The sequence below is a fragment of the Mycobacterium sp. 1465703.0 genome (assembly GCF_001672975.1).
Taxonomy (GTDB): domain Bacteria; phylum Actinomycetota; class Actinomycetes; order Mycobacteriales; family Mycobacteriaceae; genus Mycobacterium.
On sequence record NZ_LZKU01000206.1, the window covers coordinates 1 to 24201 of the forward strand.

Annotated in this window: 23 protein-coding genes, 3 pseudogenes and 1 other annotated feature; of the genes and pseudogenes, 7 read left to right on the forward strand and 19 right to left on the reverse strand. The window is 61.7% G+C overall.

From position 1 onward, the window contains the following. Positions 1-175: 175 nt before the first annotated feature. From A5625_RS19050 to A5625_RS19075, 6 genes are all read right to left on the reverse strand, one after another. Positions 176-721 (reverse strand): hypothetical protein, encoded by a 546-nt coding sequence (locus A5625_RS19050; RefSeq protein ID WP_066997358.1) that lies wholly within the window; start codon positions 719-721, stop codon positions 176-178. Positions 722-1068: 347 nt separating this feature from the next. Next, positions 1069-1806 (reverse strand): S1 family peptidase, encoded by a 738-nt coding sequence (locus A5625_RS19055; protein ID WP_232003758.1) that lies wholly within the window; start codon positions 1804-1806, stop codon positions 1069-1071. Positions 1807-2040: 234 nt separating this feature from the next. After that, positions 2041-2637, reverse strand: a complete 597-nt coding sequence (locus A5625_RS19060; protein WP_066997361.1) for a hypothetical protein — start codon at positions 2635-2637, stop codon at positions 2041-2043. Continuing rightward, positions 2634-3281 (reverse strand): hypothetical protein, encoded by a 648-nt coding sequence (locus A5625_RS19065; RefSeq protein ID WP_066997364.1) that lies wholly within the window; start codon positions 3279-3281, stop codon positions 2634-2636. Before A5625_RS19065 ends, A5625_RS19060 begins: the two co-directional genes overlap by 4 nt. Before the next feature lie 31 nt (positions 3282-3312). Next, positions 3313-3552: a glutaredoxin-like protein NrdH gene (nrdH, locus tag A5625_RS19070; RefSeq protein WP_066997366.1), complete on the reverse strand. Its 240-nt coding sequence runs from the start codon at positions 3550-3552 to the stop codon at positions 3313-3315. Positions 3553-4076: 524 nt separating this feature from the next. Beyond that, entirely contained in the window at positions 4077-4829 is a 753-nt protein-coding gene (locus A5625_RS19075; protein ID WP_066997369.1) for a hypothetical protein, read from the reverse strand. A gap of 285 nt (positions 4830-5114) precedes the next feature. Between A5625_RS19075 and A5625_RS19080 the strand changes: the two genes are divergently transcribed. Both A5625_RS19080 and A5625_RS30780 read left to right on the forward strand, forming a co-directional pair. Then, positions 5115-5549 carry an NAD(P)/FAD-dependent oxidoreductase gene (locus tag A5625_RS19080; protein ID WP_197516155.1) on the forward strand — a complete coding sequence of 145 codons (435 nt, stop codon included), beginning with the start codon at positions 5115-5117 and terminating at the stop codon, positions 5547-5549. Continuing rightward, positions 5530-5745 carry a cysteine hydrolase family protein gene (locus A5625_RS30780; protein ID WP_369830024.1) on the forward strand — a complete coding sequence of 72 codons (216 nt, stop codon included), beginning with the start codon at positions 5530-5532 and terminating at the stop codon, positions 5743-5745. The genes A5625_RS19080 and A5625_RS30780 overlap by 20 nt, the downstream gene beginning before the upstream one ends. Before the next feature lie 80 nt (positions 5746-5825). On the opposite strand, the gene A5625_RS19085 is transcribed toward A5625_RS30780, so the two are convergent. The 5 genes from A5625_RS19085 to A5625_RS19105 form a co-directional block, all read right to left on the reverse strand. Further along, the gene (locus tag A5625_RS19085) at positions 5826-6947 is read right to left on the reverse strand and encodes an enolase C-terminal domain-like protein (protein WP_066997412.1); all 1122 of its coding nucleotides are present in this window, start codon (positions 6945-6947) and stop codon (positions 5826-5828) included. A gap of 63 nt (positions 6948-7010) precedes the next feature. After that, positions 7011-8216 carry a 4-hydroxyphenylpyruvate dioxygenase gene (hppD, locus tag A5625_RS19090; protein ID WP_066997375.1) on the reverse strand — a complete coding sequence of 402 codons (1206 nt, stop codon included), beginning with the start codon at positions 8214-8216 and terminating at the stop codon, positions 7011-7013. Then, positions 8209-9417 carry a fumarylacetoacetase gene (gene fahA / locus A5625_RS19095; protein ID WP_066997377.1) on the reverse strand — a complete coding sequence of 403 codons (1209 nt, stop codon included), beginning with the start codon at positions 9415-9417 and terminating at the stop codon, positions 8209-8211. The genes hppD and fahA overlap by 8 nt, the downstream gene beginning before the upstream one ends. Further along, positions 9414-10295 carry a hypothetical protein gene (locus tag A5625_RS19100; RefSeq protein ID WP_066997414.1) on the reverse strand — a complete coding sequence of 294 codons (882 nt, stop codon included), beginning with the start codon at positions 10293-10295 and terminating at the stop codon, positions 9414-9416. The genes fahA and A5625_RS19100 overlap by 4 nt, the downstream gene beginning before the upstream one ends. Continuing rightward, the gene (locus tag A5625_RS19105) at positions 10292-11485 is read right to left on the reverse strand and encodes a homogentisate 1,2-dioxygenase (protein ID WP_369830023.1); all 1194 of its coding nucleotides are present in this window, start codon (positions 11483-11485) and stop codon (positions 10292-10294) included. Before A5625_RS19105 ends, A5625_RS19100 begins: the two co-directional genes overlap by 4 nt. A gap of 464 nt (positions 11486-11949) precedes the next feature. Between A5625_RS19105 and A5625_RS19110 the strand changes: the two genes are divergently transcribed. The 3 genes and pseudogenes from A5625_RS19110 to A5625_RS30785 all read left to right on the forward strand — a co-directional run. Further along, positions 11950-12831, forward strand: a complete 882-nt coding sequence (locus A5625_RS19110; protein ID WP_232003759.1) for an amidohydrolase family protein — start codon at positions 11950-11952, stop codon at positions 12829-12831. A gap of 14 nt (positions 12832-12845) precedes the next feature. Further along, positions 12846-14408, forward strand: coding sequence for an AMP-binding protein (locus tag A5625_RS19115; protein WP_066997383.1), 1563 nt, complete (start codon positions 12846-12848; stop codon positions 14406-14408). A gap of 141 nt (positions 14409-14549) precedes the next feature. Continuing rightward, positions 14550-14669, forward strand: a pseudogene (locus tag A5625_RS30785) (hypothetical protein); the annotation flags it as partial. 144 nt (positions 14670-14813) lie between these two features. On the opposite strand, the pseudogene A5625_RS19120 reads toward A5625_RS30785, so the two are convergent. The 6 genes and pseudogenes from A5625_RS19120 to A5625_RS19145 form a co-directional block, all read right to left on the reverse strand. Next, positions 14814-15467 (reverse strand): annotated as a pseudogene (locus tag A5625_RS19120) (SDR family oxidoreductase); the annotation flags it as partial. A 289-nt stretch (positions 15468-15756) separates the two neighbouring features. Further along, on the reverse strand, positions 15757-16464 hold the full coding sequence (locus tag A5625_RS19125; RefSeq protein ID WP_066997386.1) for a GntR family transcriptional regulator: 708 nt from the start codon (positions 16462-16464) through the stop codon (positions 15757-15759). A gap of 74 nt (positions 16465-16538) precedes the next feature. Next, a complete protein-coding gene (locus A5625_RS19130; protein WP_156748378.1) occupies positions 16539-16784 on the reverse strand; it encodes a hypothetical protein in 246 nt (81 codons plus the stop codon). 502 nt (positions 16785-17286) lie between these two features. Next, entirely contained in the window at positions 17287-18342 is a 1056-nt protein-coding gene (locus A5625_RS19135; RefSeq protein WP_066997392.1) for an LLM class flavin-dependent oxidoreductase, read from the reverse strand. Positions 18343-18630: 288 nt separating this feature from the next. Then, a pseudogene (locus A5625_RS19140) lies at positions 18631-19860 on the reverse strand (IS256 family transposase). Between the two features lie 302 nt (positions 19861-20162). Next, positions 20163-20918, reverse strand: coding sequence for an alpha/beta fold hydrolase (locus tag A5625_RS19145; protein WP_066997397.1), 756 nt, complete (start codon positions 20916-20918; stop codon positions 20163-20165). A gap of 303 nt (positions 20919-21221) precedes the next feature. Between A5625_RS19145 and A5625_RS19150 the strand changes: the two genes are divergently transcribed. Both A5625_RS19150 and A5625_RS19155 read left to right on the forward strand, forming a co-directional pair. Continuing rightward, entirely contained in the window at positions 21222-22469 is a 1248-nt protein-coding gene (locus tag A5625_RS19150) for an acyl-CoA dehydrogenase family protein (protein ID WP_066997400.1), read from the forward strand. A 178-nt stretch (positions 22470-22647) separates the two neighbouring features. Continuing rightward, the gene (locus A5625_RS19155) at positions 22648-23136 is read left to right on the forward strand and encodes a hypothetical protein (protein WP_156748380.1); all 489 of its coding nucleotides are present in this window, start codon (positions 22648-22650) and stop codon (positions 23134-23136) included. Between the two features lie 202 nt (positions 23137-23338). Here the strand turns inward: A5625_RS19155 and A5625_RS19160 are convergent, their stop codons facing one another. Continuing rightward, the gene (locus A5625_RS19160) at positions 23339-23923 is read right to left on the reverse strand and encodes an IS3 family transposase (protein ID WP_082984473.1); all 585 of its coding nucleotides are present in this window, start codon (positions 23921-23923) and stop codon (positions 23339-23341) included. After that, positions 23911-24132 (reverse strand): hypothetical protein, encoded by a 222-nt coding sequence (locus A5625_RS19165; protein ID WP_066997406.1) that lies wholly within the window; start codon positions 24130-24132, stop codon positions 23911-23913. Before A5625_RS19165 ends, A5625_RS19160 begins: the two co-directional genes overlap by 13 nt. After that, positions 24055-24171 (reverse strand) — a sequence feature (AL1L pseudoknot). (Overlaps the previous gene by 78 nt.) Between the last annotated feature and the right edge of the window lie 30 nt (positions 24172-24201).

Consider the following 24201-nt stretch of genomic DNA (forward strand, 5'->3'; position numbering starts at 1 on the left):
GCACCCCGCTGACGGCTAAAGAAGGTGAGGGGCTACGGATTTGGGGTGGCCGCCGACAGGTGGCCAGTCCGGGCGCGCCCGGCGCGCCGGTATCCCATCGGGCTGGAAGAAAAAGGGGGGCCCGGCCAACCCTGAGGGTGCAGGTGCTGGCCGGCCCCTGGGTGCGGATGTTGGCTTAGGCTGCGCGGTAGCCGGGATCGGTGGGATCGGCTTTGTACTGCTCTCCGTCGAGGAAGACGGTGATGGCAGTCTGGTGGACGCGGGTGAGGATCTCGATGAAGGAGAGCAGCCCGGCGCGGTCACGAATTCGCCAGGTCAGCGGCCCGGTGTAGAGCTCGACCCAGTGGATTTCCGCGGTCTTGAGTCGATTGAGGGCGGACTGTGCGGCGACGACGTAGACAGGCCGGCGGGTCCATTCGATTGAGAGCATGACGCGCCCGGCGGGTTCGTTGTCGGGATCCAGTCCGACAGTGGGGATTTGGGCGGGCACGTGAAGCATGTGAGAGCGGGCGGCACTGAAGGCCTCGAGGAGTCCTTGGGCGGCTTGGCAGTTGTAGATCACCATCTGCATGCCCTCCAGGGTGATGCTCATGCGCGCATCGGGTGTGCGTGCGTGGTGGACGCTGATGTCATGGTCATGATGCTGGCCTTTGATGAGCACCACGCTGTGGGTGATCAGAGCTGCCGGGATGAGGTGGGTGGCGGCCGCCGAGATGGTCATGGTGTTGTCTCCGTTTCGGGTTGGTGGTTGGCGCCGGTCGGCGTTGGGGTGTGGGGGACCGGCGGGGTGGCGGTGTCAACCCCGAAGAGCCCGGCGGAAAGCAGGAGGCGGATTTGCGGCCGCGAGCGGCAGCGAGCTGGGTAGGGCCGCAAATGCCGCCGGTGGCGCACGGGCGTAGCGGGAGCCGCCCGGGAGGGCGGCGGGAGCGAAGAACGGGCGAGCCCGCCGGGCGTGGGTTGACAGCGACGGGGTCCCTGTCGGTCACACTTGGCCCCTGCTGACGGCTAAAGAAGGTGAGGGGCTACGGATTTGGTGGCCGCCGGGCCGGCTGGGTCTGACCCCGGCTGTTACAGGACGTGGGTTTTGCCGGCGACGTTGACCAGAACGTCGGTGAGGCTGATGAACCGCCCGGCGTGGCTGGTGCTGGTTTCGTGGTGCTCACCGAGCCAGATACCGATGACGTTGGCGGTACCGGCGTTGTCGTGGTTGAGCTGCCAGACCGGGCCGCCGGAGTCCCCGGGGATGCTTTCAGCCATTCCGGTGGTGAGGTATTGGCTGCCGAAGAGTCGGTCGCCCAGTGATCCGCACGCGATGCCGGTGCGGATCCCGTCATGGCAGACCGCTTTGTGCGGGTCCGGAGCGGAGATGCCGGTGACCGGCATCCCGTACATGGTGCGCACCGAGTGGTGGGATCCGAAATCGATGAGCCCGTAGTCGTCCTGGAGACTGTCGCCGGGGGTGGCGACCGTGAGGACGAAGTGTCCGGCGGCGCCGGTGGTTCGGTCAACAACGTGGCCGCTGGGGCCCTTGTTGCAGTGCCCGGCTGTGATGCCGTAGTTGATGTTGGTGCCCGGGTCGGCGAAGGTGTAGCCGAGGGTGCACCGTGTGCCGTCGTGCGCTTCCACGGTGTCGATTTCATCGCCGGGAGAGATGGTGGCGCCACGCGCATGAGCAGACGCTGAGCCGCCTATCGCGGCCGCGGCTAGGGCGAGGGTACCCAGAAGAGTTGCCAGCCAGAGGTTTAGCGTGCCGCGCGGCGAGCGCGGCCGCGACGGGACGCGGCGGCGGTGTGCGGGCTCGGTCATGGCTGATCCTTTCGCGGGGCAGCTTTTCTGGTCACTGGTGCTTGTCTTATTGTCTGGTGCCGCGGCGGTGACGTTCTGCACGGATTTGAGCGCGACTGTGCAAGGTATCCAGCCAGGCGTGCGCGGTGCGTGCCGCACGTCCCAATGGTTGGGGGTAATCAGCGACCGCGGCGCTGACACGGTCGGCGATGAGAAGATCGGGGCTGGGCTGTGGGGGTCTCATTGCTGGCTCCGTCAGGGTTTGGCGGCTTCTGCGCGGCGCCATAGCTCGGCGAGCTCGTCGCGGATCATCCCGAACTGCTCGGTCAGGTCGTCACGGTCAGCGCCGCAGGCCGCCAGCTGCTGCATCTTGATGCCGAATGTGTCGAAGGCGCGCCGGTAGGCCTCCTCGAGCACTTCACGGGCGTAGCTCCTGATCGATGCCGTCGGCGCGATGGCTTGGGAGTAGGCGTCGAACAGGTACAGGGCGAGCTGCTTGTGTTGGTGGGCGCTCGGTGACTCGCTGGGCTCGAGCGCGTGGCGGGCGGATTGGCAGCGTCCGGCAGCCAGCACGGTTACCGGTGTGGGGTCAGTGCCGGCGTCGACCAGGGCGCGGATCAGTTCGTAGACCCAGCGGGTCTGGGGCCTCCATATCGCGTTGTCGGGCACCAACTCCAGCAGCGGCCGGGCCTGCTCGGCGGTCAGCCACATCAGCGAGCCGACGAATTGATGCTCGGGGCTGTACTCGTCGATGACGGTCTGTGATCGCCATTCAACGTCGAGATCCGTCGTGTCTTCGGCGGTATCAGTGATGACTGTCAACGGGGTGCACAGCTTGCGGGCCGCGGTCATGGTGCGCTCACTCCCCACAGCAGCAGTGCGTAGTACCAGACGAGCGCGGCGGTCTGGTGTGTGGTGGTTTCCACCGGAAGTAGTGCTTGCACGGCGTCGGCGATGACGGCCGGGTTGTTCAGAGCGACGGTATTGCGTACGGCGTTGTGGCGCAACGCTTCCACGAGGGTTTGGTCGGGTCTGACGGTGTTGTCCACTCCGGCCAACGCAGCGGCTTCACTCAGCAAGACGCCGGCGCGCAGATAAAAGCGGGCCTCGCCGCGGGCCATGGTCAGCACTGCCATGGGGTAGTGAAAGCCGGGGTCAGTACTCGATCCGTGTAACCACTTGGCGGCGTGGTCGTTGATCCAGCTCTGGGCATCACAGGCAACGAAATAGGGTGCAGCAACGTGCAGTTCGCTCTCGGAGATGACCTCGATGGTGGCGACGCCGGCCACCTGGGGTTCACGGGAGGGCCGGGGGTCGTCGAGGTCGGCCAGCCGCAGCAACTCGTAGCTGGTGTGAGAGTCGGTCGTTTGCACGGGCCGCAGGTAGTAGTCGGCCCTCACGACGTACTTCAGTAGGGCTTGGTGGGCGTCGGTGAAGTCGGCGTGGTCGCTGACGCAGCCTGGCTGGGTGTCGTGGTCGATGGTGAGCTGGTGCATGGTGGGCTCCTCGAGGTATCGATCGGTGGGCTCAGGCGGCGAGTTCGGCGAGTTCGCGTAACCGGTCTGGCCTGAAGCCGCCGTGGTGATCGTCGGGTCCGGCGTAGACGACCGGGGCCTGCAGGTAGCCCAGCGCCATGACGTATTCGCGGGCATCCGAGTCCACGGAAATATCGACTCGCCGGTATTCAACTCCGAGCTTGTCGAGCGCGCGGAAAACGGCGCTGCATTGCACGCATCCAGGCTTTGTGTAGACGGCAAGAGTATTCATGATTCACACATCCTTTCGTGCGCTTGTGCGTTGTATTGATTTTACCGCTATTTAGCAGTAGGCGACAACACTAATTTTGTTTTTATCGAATTGTTTTATCGCGGGTATACCGCGTCGCTTACCACAGCGATAGCCCGAGTTCGCTTGGGGCGCTTGCCTTGAAGGCCTGCGATAGACCCGGTGCAACCTTTTTCTCTGGCGCCTCATCGCAAGCATCAATGCGGCCGAGGGCGGACGGCGCGCAATGGTCCGGACGAAACGTTTTCGCACCGCGAAGCGGTAGTTTTCAGCGAAAAGTTTTCGGACCGTCAGGCCTTTATCCGTGGCCTTGCGCAAAGGCTGCCCTCGGCTATGCTGAAAAAGCGATGAGGTGGAGAATAAAATCCGCCCAGCAACGCCGAAGGCGTTTCCGTTTCGCCGGCGCGCGCCGTGCCAGCTCGCGATACCCGTCTTGCGCACAGGCCAACATGCATCCAGCCCAGGGGAGGGGCCGGGGCTGGCGACCCCGGCCCCTGTCGCTGGTGCTACTCCTTGACTGCGTCGGCCAGATACTGCTCGTATACCTCGTCAGCGGTCTTGGCTGCGGTGATGATCTCTTCGACGGATGCCAGAGGATAATCGTTGTCCAGCAACCAATTCAGGTATTCTGCCGAGCCGACGTGGTGGTTCCAGCTGGGGACGCTGTTGCGCCAGGCGTCCTTGGGTGTGCGACTTTCCAACGCTCCTAGGACCAGCGCCAGGGTCAGCACCTGCGCGCGTGCGTCACCGCTTGCTGGCAGTTCGGATATCACCTTGGAGACGGCCTCGGCGTTTTCCAGCCCGAGCAGCGCTGCGGCTGTGTCCAACGCGTTGTGGTTGGTCAGCAGGTAGCTATCGCGAGAAAGAACGCGGGCAACGAACATCGCCGCGCCTTTCGGGGGAGTTTTCCGCGTGAGTAGCTTCGTGACGAACTCGCGCCGCACCAGCATCGCGGCTCCGCCGAGTTTGTTGAGCACCACGACTTTTCGCCGCTCGCGGCTCTCGGCTTCGGCGCGCTCTTCTTCGGCCTTCTGACGGGCCGCCTCGCGTTCGTCATCGTTGAGGTCGACGGCGGGTCCACCATCGCTGGTCACCATTCCGGCGTTGCGGGCGAACCAGGTCGTGGTGCTCAGGCCGACCGCGCGGTGGTCGAGGCAAAAGTACTCCGGTGTGAACACCACGGTCTCGGTGACCGTGCTGGCATGCCGCAGGCCCTCTTGAGGCTGGGTGTCGGGCTGGTCCTCGGTGTCAAAGTCCACGTCGGCCTGATCGCACTGGTGGACGCGGCGAGATCGGCTAGGCGATGGGCCCTGTCCGGCACTTGTATTCGCCTCTAGGAGTCTGCTGAATTAATGGGTTTGGGGGAGGGGTGCCTCAAACCGCTCTACGGTGCGTGGCTAGAGCCAGACCCTGGGGTCAGCACTATGGTCACCCCTCGGCCGGTCGAACGGCATGGCGCGGGCACGTTATGAGTGTGGCACCCGGTGCCTGTGGCTGGAGAGGCCTGTTCCGACGGGTCAGGCGAGCGCCCAGGTGGTGGCGGCGTGGGTCAGGCCCATTGCGATGAGTCGACGCAGGTGGAGTGCGGAGTTGCGGTGGTACAGCCAGTGGTGGTTGCGGGTAAGCGATTCGATGGAGCGTTCGACCATGGGCCGGTGCTGGCCGGGATCACACCGATCGTTCTCGACTCGTTACCTGGCCCCAATACAGAGCACCGCGCCAACGGCATCGGCGGTCCTGCGGTGCGCTTCCTCGACAACCGCGGACTCTACGAACAGCTGTCGGGTTCGGCGGGCCGCCCGTACACGTTGCCGCTAGGGATGTTTGGGGGGCTCATTCTCGGTCACCCCGCGGAAACGTCATCGAACCAGTTCTACATGCTGCCCGTGCACCAACCACGCCTGACCCGCGCGCTGGCTGAGCACGCGGCCAGACTCGGGGCGAACCTGCGATGGGGCGCTGCGGCGGGCCGGTGCTGATACGGTCGTATTCACTGGCGTCGCAACCAATATCACTGTCGAGGGAACCGCGCGTGACGCGGTCAACTTCGGCTACCGAACCGTATTGGTTTCCGATGCCTGTGCGGCAGCCACCTATGAAGCACACGCCGGCACGTTGGCGACGTTCGCCCTTCTAGGAGACGTCGTCAGCGCCGAACAAGCAGCCAATGCGTGACTGATGCCTTTCTGTCTGGAGAGGGTCGAATGGCTCAACAACCGCTCACCGCTCGTCCCGGCCATGATTCACCTTCGCGGTCAGCCGGAAACCTCTACCGCACTTCTCTTCAGGCGATCCCAATCAATGTCGATGCCGAGACCTGGTCGCTCCGGTGCGCGGGCATAGCCGTCGGTATCGATCGGTATAGGTTCGACAAGACCGTAGTTCAAGTGGTCGAGGTCGAACTTTTCGTGTTCGTGTACCACGAGGACCTCGAACCAGTCGCAGTTCTCAATGGCCATGATGACGTGCAGGCTCGCGAGATTGTTCAGCGCATTGTAAGCGTCGTGCACCTCGCAATTGAGATGAAAGGCCTCAGCCAGATGAGCAATCTTCATCATTCCGGTGATGCCGCCCTTCAGGACGACGTCGCCGCGTAGGAAGTCAGTCGCGCGCTGCTCAACCCACGGAGCCAAACCGGTCAATCCACCAGGAGTGATCTCAGTGGCCATGATGGGGATCGAAAGTTGTTGTTTGAGACGGATGTAACCGTAGAGGTCATCTGCCTCCAGCGGATCCTCGAACCACTCGAAACCCAAGTTGTCGATCTCGCGGCCGACACGAACGGCTTCACCGTAGTCATACTCCCATCCCGCGTCCAAGAACAATGGGAAGTGCAGGCCAACGGCGGCACGTAACCGGTGGCATAGATCGATGTCGGCCGATACGGGTGTATCCGTGCCAACGAATGCGCGCAGTTGCGTCAGCGGATGAATTTTGTGACCACGGAACCCCTGAGACTGGTACGAGAGAGCCTCTTCGACGTAGTGCTCTGGTTCGAAGTGGACCCAAGACGAACTGTAGACGGGCACGCGATCGCGTGCCGTGCCTAGCAGACGGTGCACTGGCAGGCCAGCGGCTTTCCCCGCTATGTCCCATAAAGCGACGTCTACTGCGCCCTGCGCGGTAACTGGCAGTCGACGTTCACTGAGGAGTCGCCAGATGCGCCCAATGTCCAAGGGGTTTGCACCAACAAGCATCTGCTTGACCGACGTGGCAAGTACCGGTCCAATGTCATGCTCTGGTAGGCCGAAAAACGTGTGCCCTTCGACACCTTCATCGGTCACGATCGATAGAACCCCGAGGGGAAAAGTAGGCGGAGCCAGCCGTGCCCGCATCGGTCTTTGGTGCATGAGGACGCGGACGTCAACGATCTTCATTAGGGATCTCCTGCGGTGCTGCGGTGCCACCGCGTCTTCACGCTACATCGACAGACCCGGCGCTCAGAAGTTGCCGCGCGCTTCCTGCTCCCTCTCGATGGCTTCGAAAAGCGCCTTGAAATTGCCAATGCCGAAGCCCAGCGAGCCATGCCTCTCGATCAGTTCGAAGAACACCGTCGGTCGATCGACAAGCGGTTTTGTGAAGATCTGCAGCAAATAACCGTCCTCGTCGCGGTCCACCAGAATGCCCCGCTTCTGCAGTGCCTCGACCGGCACACGCACCTCACCGATACGAGCACGTAACTCGGGATCCAGGTAGTAGGAGTCAGGCGTCTGCAAGAACTCGATGCCTTCGTCAATCAGGGTGTCCACGGCGGTCAGGATGTCGTTCGTGGCCAACGCAAGGTGCTGGACTCCTGGACCGCTGTAGTAATCGAGGTACTCGTCTACTTGCGAACGCTTCTGGCCGGGCGCCGGTTCATTGAGGGGAAACTTGACTCGGTGATTCCCGCTGCTGACCACCTTGCTCATCAGTGCTGAGTATTCGGTGGCAATGTCCTCGCCTACGAACTCCGCCATGTTGGTGAAGCCCATGACGCGGTTGTAGAAATCAACCCATTCATTCATCTTGCCGAGTTCGACGTTGGCGACCACGTGGTCGAGCGCCTGGAATATGCGCCTCGGCGCTCCGTCGCGTTTGCGGAACGTGGTGGTTCGCTCAACATAGCCGGGAAGATAGTCGCCGCGATAATTCGAACGGTCAACCACCGTATGGCGTGTATCACCGTATGCCGCGATCGACCCAACGCGGACGGTGCCGTGTTCGTCGCTGAGATCGTGCGGTTCGGTGATCACAGTGGCACCCTTGGCTCGTGCGTGGTCAATGCACCTGTCAACATCGGGAACTGTGAGTGAGACGTCGATAACGCCGTCTCCGTGCTTCCGATGATGCTCCGCGAGAGCACTTTTTGGGTCGGCGGCGCCCTTGACCACGAACCGCACCGCTCCGCTTCTGAGCACATACGCGTGGTGATCGCGATTGCCGGTGGTTGGCCCGGAATAGGCGACAGGCTCCATGCCGAAGGCAGATTCGAAGTAATGTGCCGTCTGAGTGGCGTTGCCGACGACCCACACTATCGCATCCCAACCGATGATGGGAAACGGATCGTTGGCCCCGTCGTACTCGACCAAACCGAGCAGCTGCGTGATCTGCGCCGAGTCGAGACCCGTGAGTTGTTCTTCATCCATCCGGCTGTTGCCCCTAGTCATTTGCCCCTCCTTCCGACCGATTTGACTGCTTTGCAGGCAGTATCCTTCCTCGGACCTCACCGAATCCCAGTCGTCTTCTGCCGCTGCCCGGCGCAGTGGCGGAAATCTGTACCTCATCGCCGTCTTCGAGGAAGCATCGTGTATCGGCGCCGATGGGGATGGGTTCAGCACCGCCCCATGACAATTCGATGAATGCGCCGCGTTGGTCGCTGGCCGGGCCCGACACCGTGCCTGACGCGAAAAGGTCGCCGGTATGCGTGGACGCGCCGTTGGCGGTCATATGTGCAAGCATCTGCGCCGGCGACCAGTACATTGCTGAGTACGGTGGCCGTGAGACCTCATGACCGTTCAGGCGCACACACAATTCGATGTCCATTGCCCACGAACGCTTTTCGCGTAGGTACGAGAGCGGTTGAGGCTTCTGCTCCGGAGGTTCGATCCGTGCGTCGCAAAGAGCGTCGAGGGGAACGACCCAGGGCGAAATGGACGTGGCGAAGCTCTTGCCGAGGAACGGGCCCAGGGGGACGTATTCCCAAGCCTGCAGGTCCCGTGCCGACCAATCGTTCACAATCACCACGCCAAACACGTGATCGGCAAAGCTGTCAGGTGAGATCGGCTGACCAAGGGGCGAACCGGTGCCGATGACGAAGCCGATCTCTGCCTCGATATCGAGTCGCTGGCTTGGCCCGTACGACGGCAATGAGTCGTCTGACAGCTTGCGTTGCCCACACGGCCGGACGATGTCGGTGCCGGACACCACCACCGTTCCCGCGCGACCGTGGTAGCCGACGGGCAAGTGCTTCCAGTTCGGCATCAGTGGCGGCGAGCCGGGTCGAAACAATCGGCTGAGGTTCGCAGCGTGGTGCTCAGAGGCGTAGAAGTCGACGAAGTCGGCGACGGCGAAGGGAAGATGCAGGACGACGTCCGTCACTGCGTGCACAGATCCGTCAGGGATGCTTCCCTGCTCGATCATATTGATGATCTGTTGGCGCACCGACTTCCAACGTCCGCGCCCCTCGGCCATAAACGAGTTCAAGCCGGGTTGGGTGAAATTGACGCTCCCCGTGGCAGCAAACAGGTCGATGACATGCTCGCCCACGCGCACGCCGGCCCGGGGCTCGCGGCCGGACGCAGAGAATACGCCGTAGGGCAAGTTGTTCAGGCCGAACAGTGTGTCTTGCGGAATGTCGATCGTGGTCATGCCAGGGTCTCCGCCGTAGCATCAAGGAGGTCGGTTGCTGGCACAAGGCCGAGTCGCGCGATGTCTTCCAGTGGCTCGTCGATGCTGTAGGTACCGAATGAAAAAAATCTGGAGCGAATCCGCGAAACACATTCGAGATCAAGCCGTGCCAGTTCAGCGGCGACATGCTCGCCATCACGTCGCGCGAGTACGGCGGCGATGTCTGCCACGGTCGCGCCCGTCAATGCGACGCCGACGCCTGCAAGAAGGTTGAGGAAGCCGTGCTGTTCAAACCCGTTCGCTGGGTTGGTGTTTCGTATCGCTCGATGAAGTCCCGCTGTTGCTTTGAACGGCACTTCTAGTGAGACCGCGCGATGGATGCAGGCGGCCAGTTCCTTCTCATCTGGATACGCACTGCGTTCCGTACCTCCAGTGCGGAACTTAGCGAGAATGCCCGATCCCACCAAGCCGTCGATCGATGATAGCTGCCGACCGTCGAGCGGAATCTCCACGAAGACGCGTATACCTTCCGGAACTACCGTGGCGAGCCCCACTCCAATGTCGGCCGTCGTTGAGCCAGGCTCAGTAGCGACTTCGATCGCCACTGCCCGCACTTGCGGAATGTGCTCGACGACCCGAAGGGCTGAGCTCACGGCTGCGATGCCACCGGTGACGGTTACCGCCAAGTCGAGTAGACGATCGTCATCGCGGCTCGACCTCGAATCAGCCAGTTCGGCGAGCCGGTTCCCAGGGACGACGAACGGTCCGATGAACTTCGAACGCCCCACTTGTCGATGCCGGTTGCGAGAGATGAGTGCTGCGTTCATCGCGGCGTTGCCGGGTGGGAAGAGAGCGGCATCGTCGAACAGGCTGCGGAACAGGTGAATCTGGGGCCTCATGAACGCGCCGCTTGCTCGGCCCATGTCCAGGCATAGCCTTGGTCCTCACAGTCAAGTGCGCCTTCGCCGAGTTCCAGCGGGCGGAAGGTGTCAACCATGACAGCGAGTTCGTTGAAGTACTCGAGCCCGATACTGCGCTCGACGGCTCCAGGCTGTGGGCCATGACAGTGCCCGGACGGATGGAGCGAAACCGAACCAGCCTCTATTCCAGAACCGCCGCGGGCTTCATAGTCTCCGGCTACGTAGAACATGACCTCATCAGAATCGACATTGGAGTGGTAGTAGGGCACAGGAATGGAGAGGGGGTGGTAGTCCACCTTGCGTGCGACGAAGTTGCAGACCACGAAGTTGCGACCCTCGAAGACCTGATGGGCTGGCGGGGGTTGGTGCACTCGACCCGTAATCGGCTCGTAATCAGAGATATTGAATGTGTAGGGGTACAGGCACCCGTCCCAACCCACGACATCGAACGGATGGTGCGCGTACACAAATCGCGTCCCGACGACGACCCCGCCCGCCCCACGATGCTTGACCAAGACCTCAACATCGACGTCGTCGACCAGGGTTACCTCTTGCGGACCATGTAGGTCGCGTTCGCAGTATGGCGAGTGTTCCAACAGTTGGCCGAAGCGAGACAGGTAACGGGTAGCGGGGCCGATGTGGCTGTTGGCCTCGATGACATAAGCTCGCAGCGGTGCGCCTGCACGCGGTATCCAGCGATGGGTCGTCGAACGCGGAACCATCACGTAATCGCCTTCGGCGGCGTTCACTGCCCCGAAGATGGTCTCCACGATAGCGCCACCAGACTCGATGAATACGAGTTCGTCGCCGATCGCGTTCCGGTACAGCGCAGAAGCTTCCGTTGCCGCCACGTATGCGATGCGAACATCGTCATTGGCCAGGATTGTGCGTCGGCCAGTCACCGCGTCGGACGCAACTTCAGCTGAGAACAAGCGGTGCAGTCTCAGGTGGCGTGGCTTGAGCGGATGATTAAAAGTAGTGGACTGATTCGGCAACTCCCAAGCCGACACATCCACAATCGCAGCCGGAATGTGTTGGTGATACAGCAGCGACGAGTCAGACGAGAAACCTTCCTCGCCGATCAACTCCTCAAACAGAAGCTTGCCGTCGGACCCCAGGTGCTGAGTGTGTCGCTTCGGCGGAACAGAACCGATCCGCTGGTAATACATCAAAAAGGCCTCTCAAATGTTTCACCCAAACCATAACACCCAGCGGCGGGCGCTGGAATCCCCGCCGCGGGGGGACCCGTGTGGTTCTCATGCTGACCCCTCGCCGCGGCTTGGTTGGAGAGAAGAGCCACTGCAAGTGGGATTGCCGCGATGCAGAAATGGGGGAGATGCCACTCAGCTGTCTGCTGAACGGCAGCGCTGACTCTGGCGCCGACGACATTCGCCTCAGGAGGGCAGAATCTTGACATCGCGCCACGTACGGTGGGTATGGTACCTCACTATATGCACGCTGATATTTCACTAAGGTAGTTCACGGCATGCCGGGTGGCGGTGAGTTAGGAGAGACAAGTGGACTTGACTGGGAAGGTCGCCGTCGTACACCTCCCCGGCACATTCGCATGCGGCCAACAACACGGTGTCGGCGAAAAGCTTCTACATCCGCCCGTCGCTGTCGGATCAGCGTGATCACGAATATCAAAACGGCTCTAGATCTCGATGCAATCGAGGCGATCGACGTTCATGCCCACGTCGAAGTCGACGACCATGGCCACCTATCGCTTCCAGACGAATTCGTCGAAGCATCCGCGAAATACTTCGCCGCCGATCACCGCGTTCCCACCTTAACGGAGACTGCTGAGTATTATCGCCAGCGCCGAATGGCGGTTGTGGTCTTCACCGTTGACGCCGAATCGGCCTTAGGGCACGCGGCGCTGTCCAATGAAGAAATTGCCGAGGCCGCCGCGGTGAATCGGGATGTGCTCATTCCGTTCGCCAGCATCGACCCCGCAAGGGGTCGCGCCGGAGCACGCACATTTCGCAAACTCGTTGATGAATATGGCATGCGGGGCATCAAGTTTCATCCGTCGATTCAGAACTTCGCCCCGAATGACCGAAGCGCGTATCCTCTTCTCGAGGTAGCAGAGGGGCTCGGTGTCCCGGCGCTCTTTCACACCGGCCAGACGGGAATCGGAGCAAGCATGCCGGGTGGCGGAGGGGTCCGGCTTTCCCTGTCGAATCCAATGCTGCTCGATGATGTCGCTGTGGATTTTCCCGATCTGACGATCATCATGGCGCACCCTTCGTTCCCATGGCAGGACGAGGCGCTTGCCGTCGCCACCCACAAGCCGAAGGTATACATAGACTTGTCTGGGTGGTCTCCGAAATATTTTCCCCCGCAATTGGTTCGATATGCGAATACGCTGCTGCAGGACAAGGTGCTATTCGGTAGCGACTACCCACTCATCACACCCGACCGGTGGCTTGAAGACTTCACGCAACTGGACATCATGGAACATGTCCGTCCGAAGATACTTAAGAGCAACGCAATTCAAGCCCTCGGCCTCTGACATAAGGACCGGAGATGATTTACCGGAGCACCCTGCCAGACGTCGAGATTCCAGACGTCACGCTCGTCGAGCACGTCTTGCGACCAGCGCGAGACCGACGTGACAAAGTCGCGCTGATTGATGCAATCAGTGGTGAAAAGCTAAGTTACGGTGAACTTCTGGATGTCGCACTGGCCGCAGCGGCGGGTTTGGCAAAACTCGGCGTGCGAGCCGGTGACGTCATCGCGCTGATATCGCAAAACCAGCCGCGATTCGCGCTTGCCACTTACGCAGTCATGGCAGCAGGCGCAGCAGTCACCCCAATGAATCCAGCGCTGACGGCCGGCGAGATGGCCAAGCAGATCGCAGCGGCGAACGCGCAAGTTGTTATCTGCTCGGTGGAGGCAGTGGAGAAGGCCGCCGAAGCCGCAGATGCTTGCCGTGTCGGCCACGTTTTTGTGCTCGGTGACCAGAATCTTCCTCAGGCTCGATCTTTCAACGAGCTGATGACTGCCGGTGGTGCGGTCTCGGGCCCTGATCTGGACCCTCGAACGGCACTCGCTGCGCTGCCGTTCTCGAGCGGGACGACCGGGACGGCCAAGGGAGTGATGCTCACTCATCGCAACCTCGTGGCCAACATCGAACAGCACGCTTTGGGGTGGCTGCTGGATGAAAGTGACGTAGTCGCCGCAGTACCGCCGTTCTTTCACATCTACGGGTTCAACGTTGTCCTGAACTTCGCGCTGCGCGCGGGCGCAACGATTGTCACGCTGTCCCCATATAGCCTGCCGGGCTATCTGCAAATGGTGGAACAACACCGCGTGACGCGGGCATACCTGGCACCACCGATGGTACTGGCGCTGGCGAGCGCGGACGAAGTGCAGGATTACGACCTGTCGTCGGTGCGGTACGGGATGTGCGGGGGAGCGCCCCTCGACGCCGAGCTCGCCGCCGCGGCTGAGATACGGCTAGGTTGCTCAATTCGACAGGGATACGGAATGACAGAAGCCAGCCCGGGAACACACGCGGTCCCCGACGCCGAAGTCGACGCCGTACCCGCAGGCTCAGTCGGCAGATTGGTCGCAAGCACCGAAGCTCGCTTGGTGGACCCAGAAACAGGACAGGACGTTCCTCCATTCGAGCCTGGCGAGCTGTGGGTCCGCGGCCCTCAGGTGATGGCCGGCTATCTCGATAACTCGCGGGCTACAGCTGACACCGTCGTCGCAGATGGATGGCTACGCACAGGTGACATAGCGCGAACGGACGACAGCGGCCTCTACTGGGTGGTGGATCGGCTCAAGGAGCTGATCAAATACAAGGGTTACCAGGTGCCGCCGGCCGAACTCGAGTCGGTGCTGCTGACACACCCTGACGTGAGTGATGTTGCCGTCATAGGTGTACCGCACCGGGAAGGCGGCGAAGCGCCGAAGGCCTTCGTGGTCGCCACGCGACCCACCGATGCTGACTCATTGATGCGCTGGGTTTCCGACCGCGTCGCGCCCTATAAGAGGGTACGAGAAGTCGAATTCATCGGCGCCATACCGAAAGCCGCGAGCGGGAAGATCCTTCGCCGTCTGCTCAAGGCTGGTGGAGCATAGAGGATTCCGACGCGCACGACGAACCACGTGCCACCTCAGCAGAAGGAGAGTTAAGCATGAGGTTTTCCATCATCGCCGGTCCTCGCCAGCGAGCTGATCTAGGTGAGTCCGCCGCAGAAGCCTGGTGGAACTACGTGAACGATGCGGCCTTGGCTGAGGAATTGGGGCTATGACGCAGTCGATTTTGGTGAGCACCACTTCTGTTTTGCATCAGTTAATTCCACGCCGCTGACCATGCTCGCTGCCGTGGCCAGTCGAACATCCACCATTCGGGTCGGCACCTCAGTGATCTGTGCTCCATTTCACAATCCGCTGCGTCTCCCGAATACATTGCTGCCGTGGACATTGCCTCCCACGGGCGCTTCGACCTCGGGATCGGGGTCGGGTCACAGTGGGAGGAGTTCAGTCGGGTTTGCGCGCACGCGCCATCGCCTCGTCGCCGCCGAGGAGGTTCTGCACCGCGGCGGTCGCGACCAGGGCGCGGCCACAGCGTGTTGGACGCGACACCGTCCTCCCGCAGCTCCTCGGCTATCGCCGACGCGCACAACGTCATTCCGAATTTGGCCATCATGTACGCGGTCGGCTTGAGCCACTTGGACTTCAACCGGATCGGTGGCGACAGCGTCAGAACGTGCGGGTTTTCGCGGCCGATCATGTGCGGTGTGCAGGCCTGCGACACCGTGTAGGTGCCGCGCACCTGGATGCCGTTCATCAGATCGAAGCGCTTGAGCGGCACCTCTTTGATCGAGCCCAGGTTGATGGCCGATGCATTGTTCACGCAGATGTCGATACCGCCGAACTGCTCGACCGTCTGGGTCACCGCGGACGCGACCGATTGTTCGTCGCGGATGTCGCCGACGATCGGCAGTGCGTGCCCGCCGGCCCTCCTCGAGCTTCTTGGCCGCGGTGTAGACCGTGCCCGGCAGCCTTGGGATGCGGCTCGGCGGTCTTGGCGACCAGCGCGATATTGGCGCCGTCGGCGGCCGCGCGCTTGGCGATCGCGAGCCCGATACCGCGGCTCGCACCGGAGATGAACATGGTCTTCCCCGAGATGCTCATATTGACCCAACCGATCTGAACGATGAGAAGGGGATGATTGCTGCGTTACAGTAGGTTATTTGAAATATCAGTGACTCACCAAATGGTGACGAAATGGCGCGAGCCGTCAACGGTTCCCGAAGATTTACCCGGCATCGTCCGGTGAGCTCTAACCGCAAAGGGCGCTGTTTTTGGGAAGCTTCAACACAAGCCGTCATGTGTACGGAACGCTTAGGGCAGTACGAGAAGAGCTGTAGTGCGTAACCGGTAGCGCACGAAGACTCATGCCGCCAGCTGCCTAGGCCCACATCTAGAGCGGAACGACTTCCGTGGCCATCACCGACGGCCACCGTGCAAGAATGCGCAACACCTTGTCGTGCGAATCCTGAATGAATGCGCGGATTATGGCCACCACTGCGTCACTATCTCGGCGTTCCACGACTTTGGCCACCTCATCCGCCGGCGGCATCATCCCGAAGCCCGACGAATTGGCATCCAGGATCAGGAACCACACTCGAGCCATCTCCGACTGAAGCTTATCGACGATGCCGGCGAAGTAGGAGTTCTGAGTCGCTTCTGCGAACGTCTGGAAGATTCTGCCCGCGTGGTCGAGGGCCACCAGGCAATCGTGGCGATCAAGGGTGGACTTTTTCTCGAGTCTCTTCAGCGCATTGAGGGCTTTGAGGACCTCCTTCATCTGTGCTGGAGTGGCGGCCTCAATGCCGCGGCGCGCTACTTCGGGTCCGACGAACCCCCAGAAGTCGAACAGATCGTCGACCGAGCGGATTGTCAACGGCGCCACTTGATAGCCCTTGCGCGGAAGCGTAATGACAAGTTGGTCATGATCGAGCCGGGTCAGCGCCTCGCGGATTGGCGAGACTCCGAATCCCGTTTCTGCGGCCAGACGACGCTCCGTGAGCCGGTGCCCTGGTGGGAGCCGGCACGTAACGATGTCTTCGCGTAGTCGTTGATATGCCGCTTCCCCCAGCGATACGAAATCTGCGGGGTCGGCCGTCATGTGTAAAAGGTTACCAGGATGTTTTGGAATTTCAGTGGGCGGCGGGGTCGACCGTCCGTGATCCTGGCACAGTCTCAATGAGGCTCGGCCGAGAACCCGGTTCTGGTCGTGCGGATCAGCCGTGAGCGGTTGCAGCACATCTCGCACGAGCGCGGGACCATCGTCCCGCGCACGTACCCGGGACGAACAAGATACCCGGAATTCGTTCCGGGCAACGGAAACAAGGTCCAACTGTCGTTCAGCCCGAGCAACTCCTCGTAGGCGAGCCGATCGAGGCGCAGTTCGGCCCGCTGCGCACCCTCGGTCATGGGCGACGTCAACGACGCCGCCCGCCCGGTGCTCGCTCGCGGCCTGCAGGACCGCCCGCGCCGGCCTAACGCCAATGCCCGGCGCCTTGATGTGCTCGCCGTCCAACGCCGAGAACGTGCCCGCATCCGCAGCGGGCGCTAGCAGCAGTGGGGCCCACCACCGAACTCACGCCGCCGCAGCCTGACCGGCAAACGGTCGCGGCCCCTCGCATGCGGCAATCGTGGAATTCGTTTCCGCGTACACCCCAGCCACCGCCGGACGCAGTCGCCGAAGCCGTCGAGGGTCCCAAATCTGTCGGCGTTACAACACATTTCGTTTCCGCCCTCGGGAGACCCATCCTGCTACCCGAGTAACGAAGCGTTTCGACGTGCGGCCGCTGAACGCCGCCCGTCACCGATTCGCCATGGTCACCGCGCCCAGGACCGCGGCTGTGTCGTCACTGCTGTCGGTGTGCCGTAACGCCGACTCGGATCACCCCGTCCACCGCCCACGCCGGGTCGTTGTGGTGCTCTGTCAGCGGCCGATTTTCGCCGCTTCTTCTTCCAGCACAGGTCGCACCTGTTCGGCGAACAGCTTCATGGTGCGGTGGACATCCTCGGTTCGGGTGCCCGGCGGGCGCACTTCGATGCCAATATGAGTGGTCAGCCCTTGTGGATGCTCACCGCGCACGATAGGCAGGAAGAAGTCGATGATTTGGTCGACAGTTCCGACGGTGGGAGTCGCGAACGAGACCATCTCACCTCTCTCAGCTCCCCTGCGCAGCGTCTCCATGGACACGAGCACCGAATCGGGAGGCTGAATCCCGTCGAGGTCTTTGCGTGAGGCGTAGACGTTACTCATCCACAGGCACGGTTCGGCGATGGCCTCGAAGGCCGCATCCCAAGTGTCGGCGATACTGACGGGATTGACGAAGCCGATCAGATTGTCCTCGGGACGGCGTCCGTTCTCGATCATCACCCGCTGGTAGGTGCCGGTGACGTCAGGAGCGATCAAGTGGTAGTCGCGCTGCGCGGCCCTGGCCACACCTTGCGGGCCGAATCCGCCCCACAGGATGGGAATGCGCTTCTGCACCGGCGGCAGAATCCATCGAATCTCGGGGAAGTCGAAGTACTTGCCCTTGTGATCGAAGTACTCCTCACCGCCATGCAGACATTTCTCGATGATGTCGATGACTTCCCAGGTGCGGCCGAAGCGCTCCTTAGGATCGACGCCGAAGGTGTTGAACTCCTCCCACTGCGATCCGACACCGATTCCGAGCTCGAAACGCCCGTCCGAGGCGATGTCCACCGCGGCGATATCTTCGGCCAGGCGCAGGGGGTTGTGGAACGGCGCGCAGATGACGGAGGTTCCGATCCTGATCCGCGAGGTGCGCGCCGCCACCGCGGCGAGCATCGTCAGCGGCGAAGCGTGCCCCGAGGCGAAACAGAAGTGGTGTTCACCGAAGTAGATCGCGTCGTAGCCGAGTTCTTCGGCCAGGACAGCATCACTGACGTAGTCGTGCCATGCCTGTTTGGCCGTGTGCCCGAGATCGAGGCGGTGCCGAGGCCCGCTGATGATGGAAAAGCGCACGAGAAGTCCTCATCTGTTGATGGAAGGCGTGTGGAGCCGTCGGCCGGCGGCAATACCAGGCCGCACCTGCGCAGACACCGACCGACCCTCGAAAAATATCACATCGAGAGATCTGATACTTCATGCCGCCCGAAAGTTTATGGTTCCCATTCCCTCATGAACGATAGGATTTAGATATCCATCTAACTGCGGCGCAGGCTGTTTCACCGAACCGGTCGAACTCGAACCGGGGTCAAAGTCCAGGGACGTGGTGTACGACGTCGTCGTGTGATTCTTCGAGGTGTTGGTTCAGGCGGTCAGTGCCGCAAGGGTGTCCTCCTGTTCGCTCGGGGTGTCGTTGATGGCGCGTGATTTGCTCAGCACGTCGAGACCGAGGTAGCGCCGGGACTCGGCCCATTCGTCGTGTTGTTCGGCCAAAATCGCGCCGACGAGGCGGATCAATGCGTTTCGGTCGGGAAGATGCCGACGACGTCGGTGCGTCGGCGGATCTCCTTGTTGAGGCGCTCCTGGGGATTGTTGGACCAGATCTGGCGCCAGATCTGTTTGGGAAAGCCAGTGAATGCCAGCAGATCCGTTCGGGCCGATTCGAGGTGCTCGACGGTCTTGGGGAGCTTGTCGGCGAGCACGTCGATGATCCGATCATTGGGCTGCAATGGATTCAGCGTCAGGTTGGTCCAACACCGAGTGCAGCAGGGTATTGACCCACCGCCACGACGCTTTCGGGGTCACGGCCATCAGGTTGGTCGTGTAGTGCGTTCTGCAGCGCTGCCATGATGCGCCGGGAAGAGTGGCACCGATCCCGGCCACCAGCCCGGCGTGGGCGTCGGAGGTCACCAACTTCACCCCCGACAGGTCGCGGGCGGCCAGCGACCGCAGGAACGTCAGCCGGCCCGCTCCGTCCTCGGCAGTGGTGACGTCGATGCCGAGGATCTCGCGATAGCCCTCATCGTTCACCCCGACGGCGATCAGGGTGTGCACGTTGACCACCCGCCCGCCCTCTCGAACCTTGAGCACCAGCGCATCGGCAGCGACGAAGGTGTACCGGCCGGCATCCAGCGGCCGAGTGCGAAACGCCTCCACGGCGGTGTCGAGTTCCTTGGCCATCACCGACACCTGCGACTTCGACAGCGATGTGATCCCTAGGGTCTCCAGTTTGTCCATCCGCCGGGTGGGCACCCTCGACAGGTAGCAGGGTGGCCACCACCGTGGTCGGGGCCGCTCGGCGCGTTTACGGCGTTCCAGCAGCCAATCCGGCAAATACGAGCCGTAGCGCAGCTTAGGGATCGCCAGATCCAATGTGCCTGCCCTGGTATCGAATTCTCGGTGACGGTAGCCATTGCGCTGATTAATGCGCTCGGTGCTGCGTTGGCCGTATCCGGCGCCACAGAGGGCGTCGGCTTCGGCGCCCATCAGGGAGTGGATGAACGTGGCGAGCAGCTCGCGCAGCACATCGGGATGGGTGGTGGTGAGTCGTTCGGCCAGCACGGTGGGCAGGTCGATATTGTGGGCAGTGGTCATCGCGTCGATTCCTTTGCTCGAGTGACTTTGACGGGTCTCTCGAAGAATCACGCGATGACCTTCAATCACTCGGCCACGACACGGCGGTACCACTGAGCAGGCCCGACTCGTACACCACTCTCCTGGACGCAACCACTGCAATGCCGCGTCCTTCGCATCCTCAGTCGCTGGCCTTCTGTGGTGACAACCGAGATTACGGGTAGACGCGGCCGCTAGAGCAAGGTAGTCGGGCGACCATCGACACCCGTCAGGGCGCAACTTGCGCAAGGCGGGCGGCCGAGGCCTATTGGTGAGTCAATGACTCATGCTTCAACGAAATCCTTGACCAGCCTAACGAACTCTTCCGGTGCGGTGTTCTGCAGGTCGTGACCACCACCAGGGACCAATTGAAACACGCCGTGAGACAGGTACTTTGAGAATGTCTCCTGCTGGGTTGGCTTGAGAATCTCATCTGCATCGCCGAGGAGCGCCAAGACAGGGGTTTCAGCCTGGTGGACTGCTGCTAGTGCGGCCTCCGGGAGGAATTCGAGCTTAACCCAGCGAAACATCTTGAACCGGTTCGTCATCTGCTCTCGCAGGAAATCCTCGTCCGCCCAGGGCTTTCTGGGATCCACGGGCGGCATCGGCATAGCCGCGGGCTCCGGCGCGTCGACGTTGGCTGGCGGCGACACCCGCAGGTCGTCAGGGCCCGTGGGCGCCATGCTGGCCTCGAGAATGAGACCGCGGACTCTGTCCAGATGCGCAGCCGCGCCCTGGATGGCGTTCATGCCCCCCATCGAGGTGCCGAGAAGGTAATAGGAGCCCTGAACCAGTTGATTGGCGGCATCGACGAGGAGCCCTCCCAATTCCTCCGTGTCGATCTCTCTGGTCAGATCGTCCTTCCCGCCCCAACCGGGCGGATTTATCTCGATGACGCGATACTCACGGGCCAACACATCCTTGGCTGTTGACATCTCGAGTCCTGCCGAACCGGGAAGCGAAACCAACGTCACCTCGGCGTCGACCGGACCCGCTGCTGCGTAGTCGAGGGTGAACTCGCCAGTGGGCACTTTGTCCATGACGAAGGGGGATCCTGGACGCTCAACCATAGCTACTCCGCTCGCTGTGCCTGTCACATGTGGAATGTGGATCTAAAACATCAGAAGACAAGTGTGAACCTATCAGAAGCCGTCGGCGTGGAGCGCATCTCGTCGCCCCGGCGGAAGAGGTGCCCGAGGCCTCGGCCTCCGTCTGGGGGTGAGCCTGCGTGTCCGGGTCGGAGGCGCGAGCGATGTTGACAAGGTGCATCCCTCGTGCTGATATTTCAGTAACGGTATTGAGCTATTTCATATACAGCCATCCGCTGCAGAGGAGGGCTCCGCGTGAGCATCATAGAAGACGCTTCAGCACAGATGGCGGCCTCGCCCGGCGCTATCGACGCGGAGGCAGCACGCAGCCGACAGAAGGTGTCGCAAGTAATAGACCGACTGGAGTCTTTGGCGCCAACCCTGGCGGAAGAGATAGAGGCGAACGAGCAGTCAGGGAAGTTGACGGAGCGGACGCTGGAACTCCTACGAGAGTCGAAGGTGCCGTCTCTGCTCATACCCGAATCGCTGGGTGGGCTAGGGATGTTTCCCAGAGACGCGCTCGAAGTGCTCGAGCGGCTATGTCAGATCGATGCCTCGATGGGCTGGATCGGCGCGAACTGGTCCTCGGCTGGATTGATGTTGGGCTTCCTTGAGCCCGACGTAGGCCGAGAGCTGCTGGCCGGCGGGCAACCGCTCTTCGGTGCGTCGGGTGCGCCGAGTGCACAAGCAGTGCCCGTCGATGGCGGATATAAGGTCACCGGCGCATGGTCATACGGCAGCGGTGACTTGCACGCCGACTACGTGGTCGTCTCCGCCATCGTGACTGACGAGAACGGCGCACCTCATATGCCGGACGGCAAGCCAATCATCCGTAGCTTCGTACTACGGGGCAGTGACATTGTCTGCCACGGCAATTGGGACACCCTAGGGTTGAGAGCGACCGGGAGTGTCGATTTCTCCGTAGACAATGCGTTCGTTCCTGAACGCCTGGTGTTCGACATGCGGGCGCCATCTCGACTCAGCGATCGCCAGCTCAGCGGCGGAATCTGGGTCTTCCTGTGTATGCTCCACACTTCGTTCTCGTTGGGCGCGGCGCGACGCCTCCTCGACGAATTGGCCCTCTTGGCTCAGCGCCCTTCTTCGCGCGGTAACGCTCTCGTCGAGAACCTCATCTTCCGTGATCAATTGGCTAGACAAGAAATCGCCGTCCGCAGTGCACGTGCTTTTGTCTACGAGAGCTGGGACGCCGTGGATGCCGCGATGAAGGCGGGACGTCCGGTCGAGCGCCGCATGGTGACACTTCTCCGTGCGTCGATGGTTCATATGCATGACGTTGCCAATGATGCTGCCACGTTTGTCTTTTCGAAGACGGGCGGGACGTCTCTGCGGGCGGGAACGCTTCAGCGTTGGGTTCGCGACACACTTGCCGGTTGCCAACATGTAATTGTCTCCGATTCGATATATCCCGACGTGGCGCGGGAGCTGATCGGTGCCCCCGAAAATCTTGTATGGACCCCGTTCGGACTTGCTGCCGAGCAATAGGCGCAAAACGGCTGACCCGCAGCACGTTGGCCGATAGTGTGAAGGCTTCGGGACTGGTGCGGTTCCCGCGATATTCGATGCGACGTAGCTGAATTCGCGAAACAACGCACTCCGATTGAACGGACCATCTAGAACTCCACAAAGAGCGCACGCCCTGTACTGGAAGGACGGAGAAAGCATGGACTGGACTGACCGAGTCAGGGGAGTGGCGTCGACCGAGGCTGCCTCGTTATGGAACCACTTGTGGACACTCGAGTGTTCATATTGGGCCGACGTCGATTTCAACTCCGGGCGGCGCGCTTATGAGTATTACACCGCGGACGCCGTGTACGACATCGGGATTCCGGGCCAATGTAGCGAGGGCCAAGAAGCGATCGCCGATTTCTATGTCGCCCGCAGGGAATCCGGCGTGCACACCCTTCTGCACATCGTGCAGAACTTCGCCCTGGTGGAGTGGACTGCCACCTCCGCCCGCACCCGATCGATCGTCTCCATATACGTGGATGAGGGAGCGCCACCTCAAGCCTGTTCACATCCCGTGTCGATGTCGGCCTCCGATAACTCCTACATCGCCACCGAGGGCGACCTATGGAAGGTCAGTAGTCGGATCCACAATCTGTACTTCGTCGACGAGACGGTACTGTCAGCCGCAAGGGACACGAATTGATCAGCACGTATGCCAGCGCGGTAGACACCGAGGCCCGACCCGAAGACTATGTGAATTACCCCAGGTTTTGTTCCTAGTTTGTTGTGAGCGCCGGGGTTAGCTGGCTCACGGGGTGTGAGGTGCCGGTGAGGGCGGCCTCGTACTCGGCTGGTGGAACATAGCCGAGGGCTTCGTGCAGGCGTTCCTGGTTGTACCAGGCCACTCATTCGGCGGTCGCCAGTTCGACTTCGTCGACGCAGCGCCACGGTTTGCCGCGGTCGATCAACTCGGTCTTGTAGGCGGCGTTGACCGCCTCGGCGAGGGCGTTGTCATAGCTATCGCCGCGCGATCCGACCGAAGGGGCGATCCCCAGCTCGGCCAGCCGATCGGTATAGGTCAGCGATAGGTATTGCGATCCGCGGTCGGAATGATGCACCAACTCAGACAGATCTGAATCCGACTGCCAAACAGCATGATTGAATGCCTGCAGCGGAAGATCCTCGGTACGCATCGTCAGCGAGACTGCCCCGCCGACGATCTTGCGGGTACAGACCTCGGTGACGAACGCGGTGTAGCAGAACCCCTGCCAGGTCCGCACGAAGGTGATATCGGCAACCCACAGACGGTTCGACGCCGGAGCCTTGAACTGGCGGTTCACCAGATCAGCCGGCCGTTGGTCGGCCGGGTCGGTGATCGTGGTGAACACCGGCTTGCCCCGCTGCACGCCCCGCAGGCCGGCTTTGCGCATCAACCGCCTCGTCGGCTCGCGGCCGACCTGCCAGCCGCGCCGGGTCATCACGGCGTGCATCTTCTTGACTCCGTGACCGAGAAGTTGTGCTGGTGCACGGTGCGCATGTCCGCGATCAGCTGTTCGTCACGGATCTCACGATCGCAGGCCGGGCGGGTCCGTGCTGCCGATACCCCCGGGAGGTAAGAAACCGGGATTGCTGCCCGGAGGATGCGGCAGATGAGCTCGACCCCGAACTGATCGCGGTAGGTGTCGATGAAGGCGATCATTTCGTCACGGGGCGGTCGAGCTCCGCTGCAAAAAACGCAGACGCAGACTTCAAAATATTGTTCCCCCTG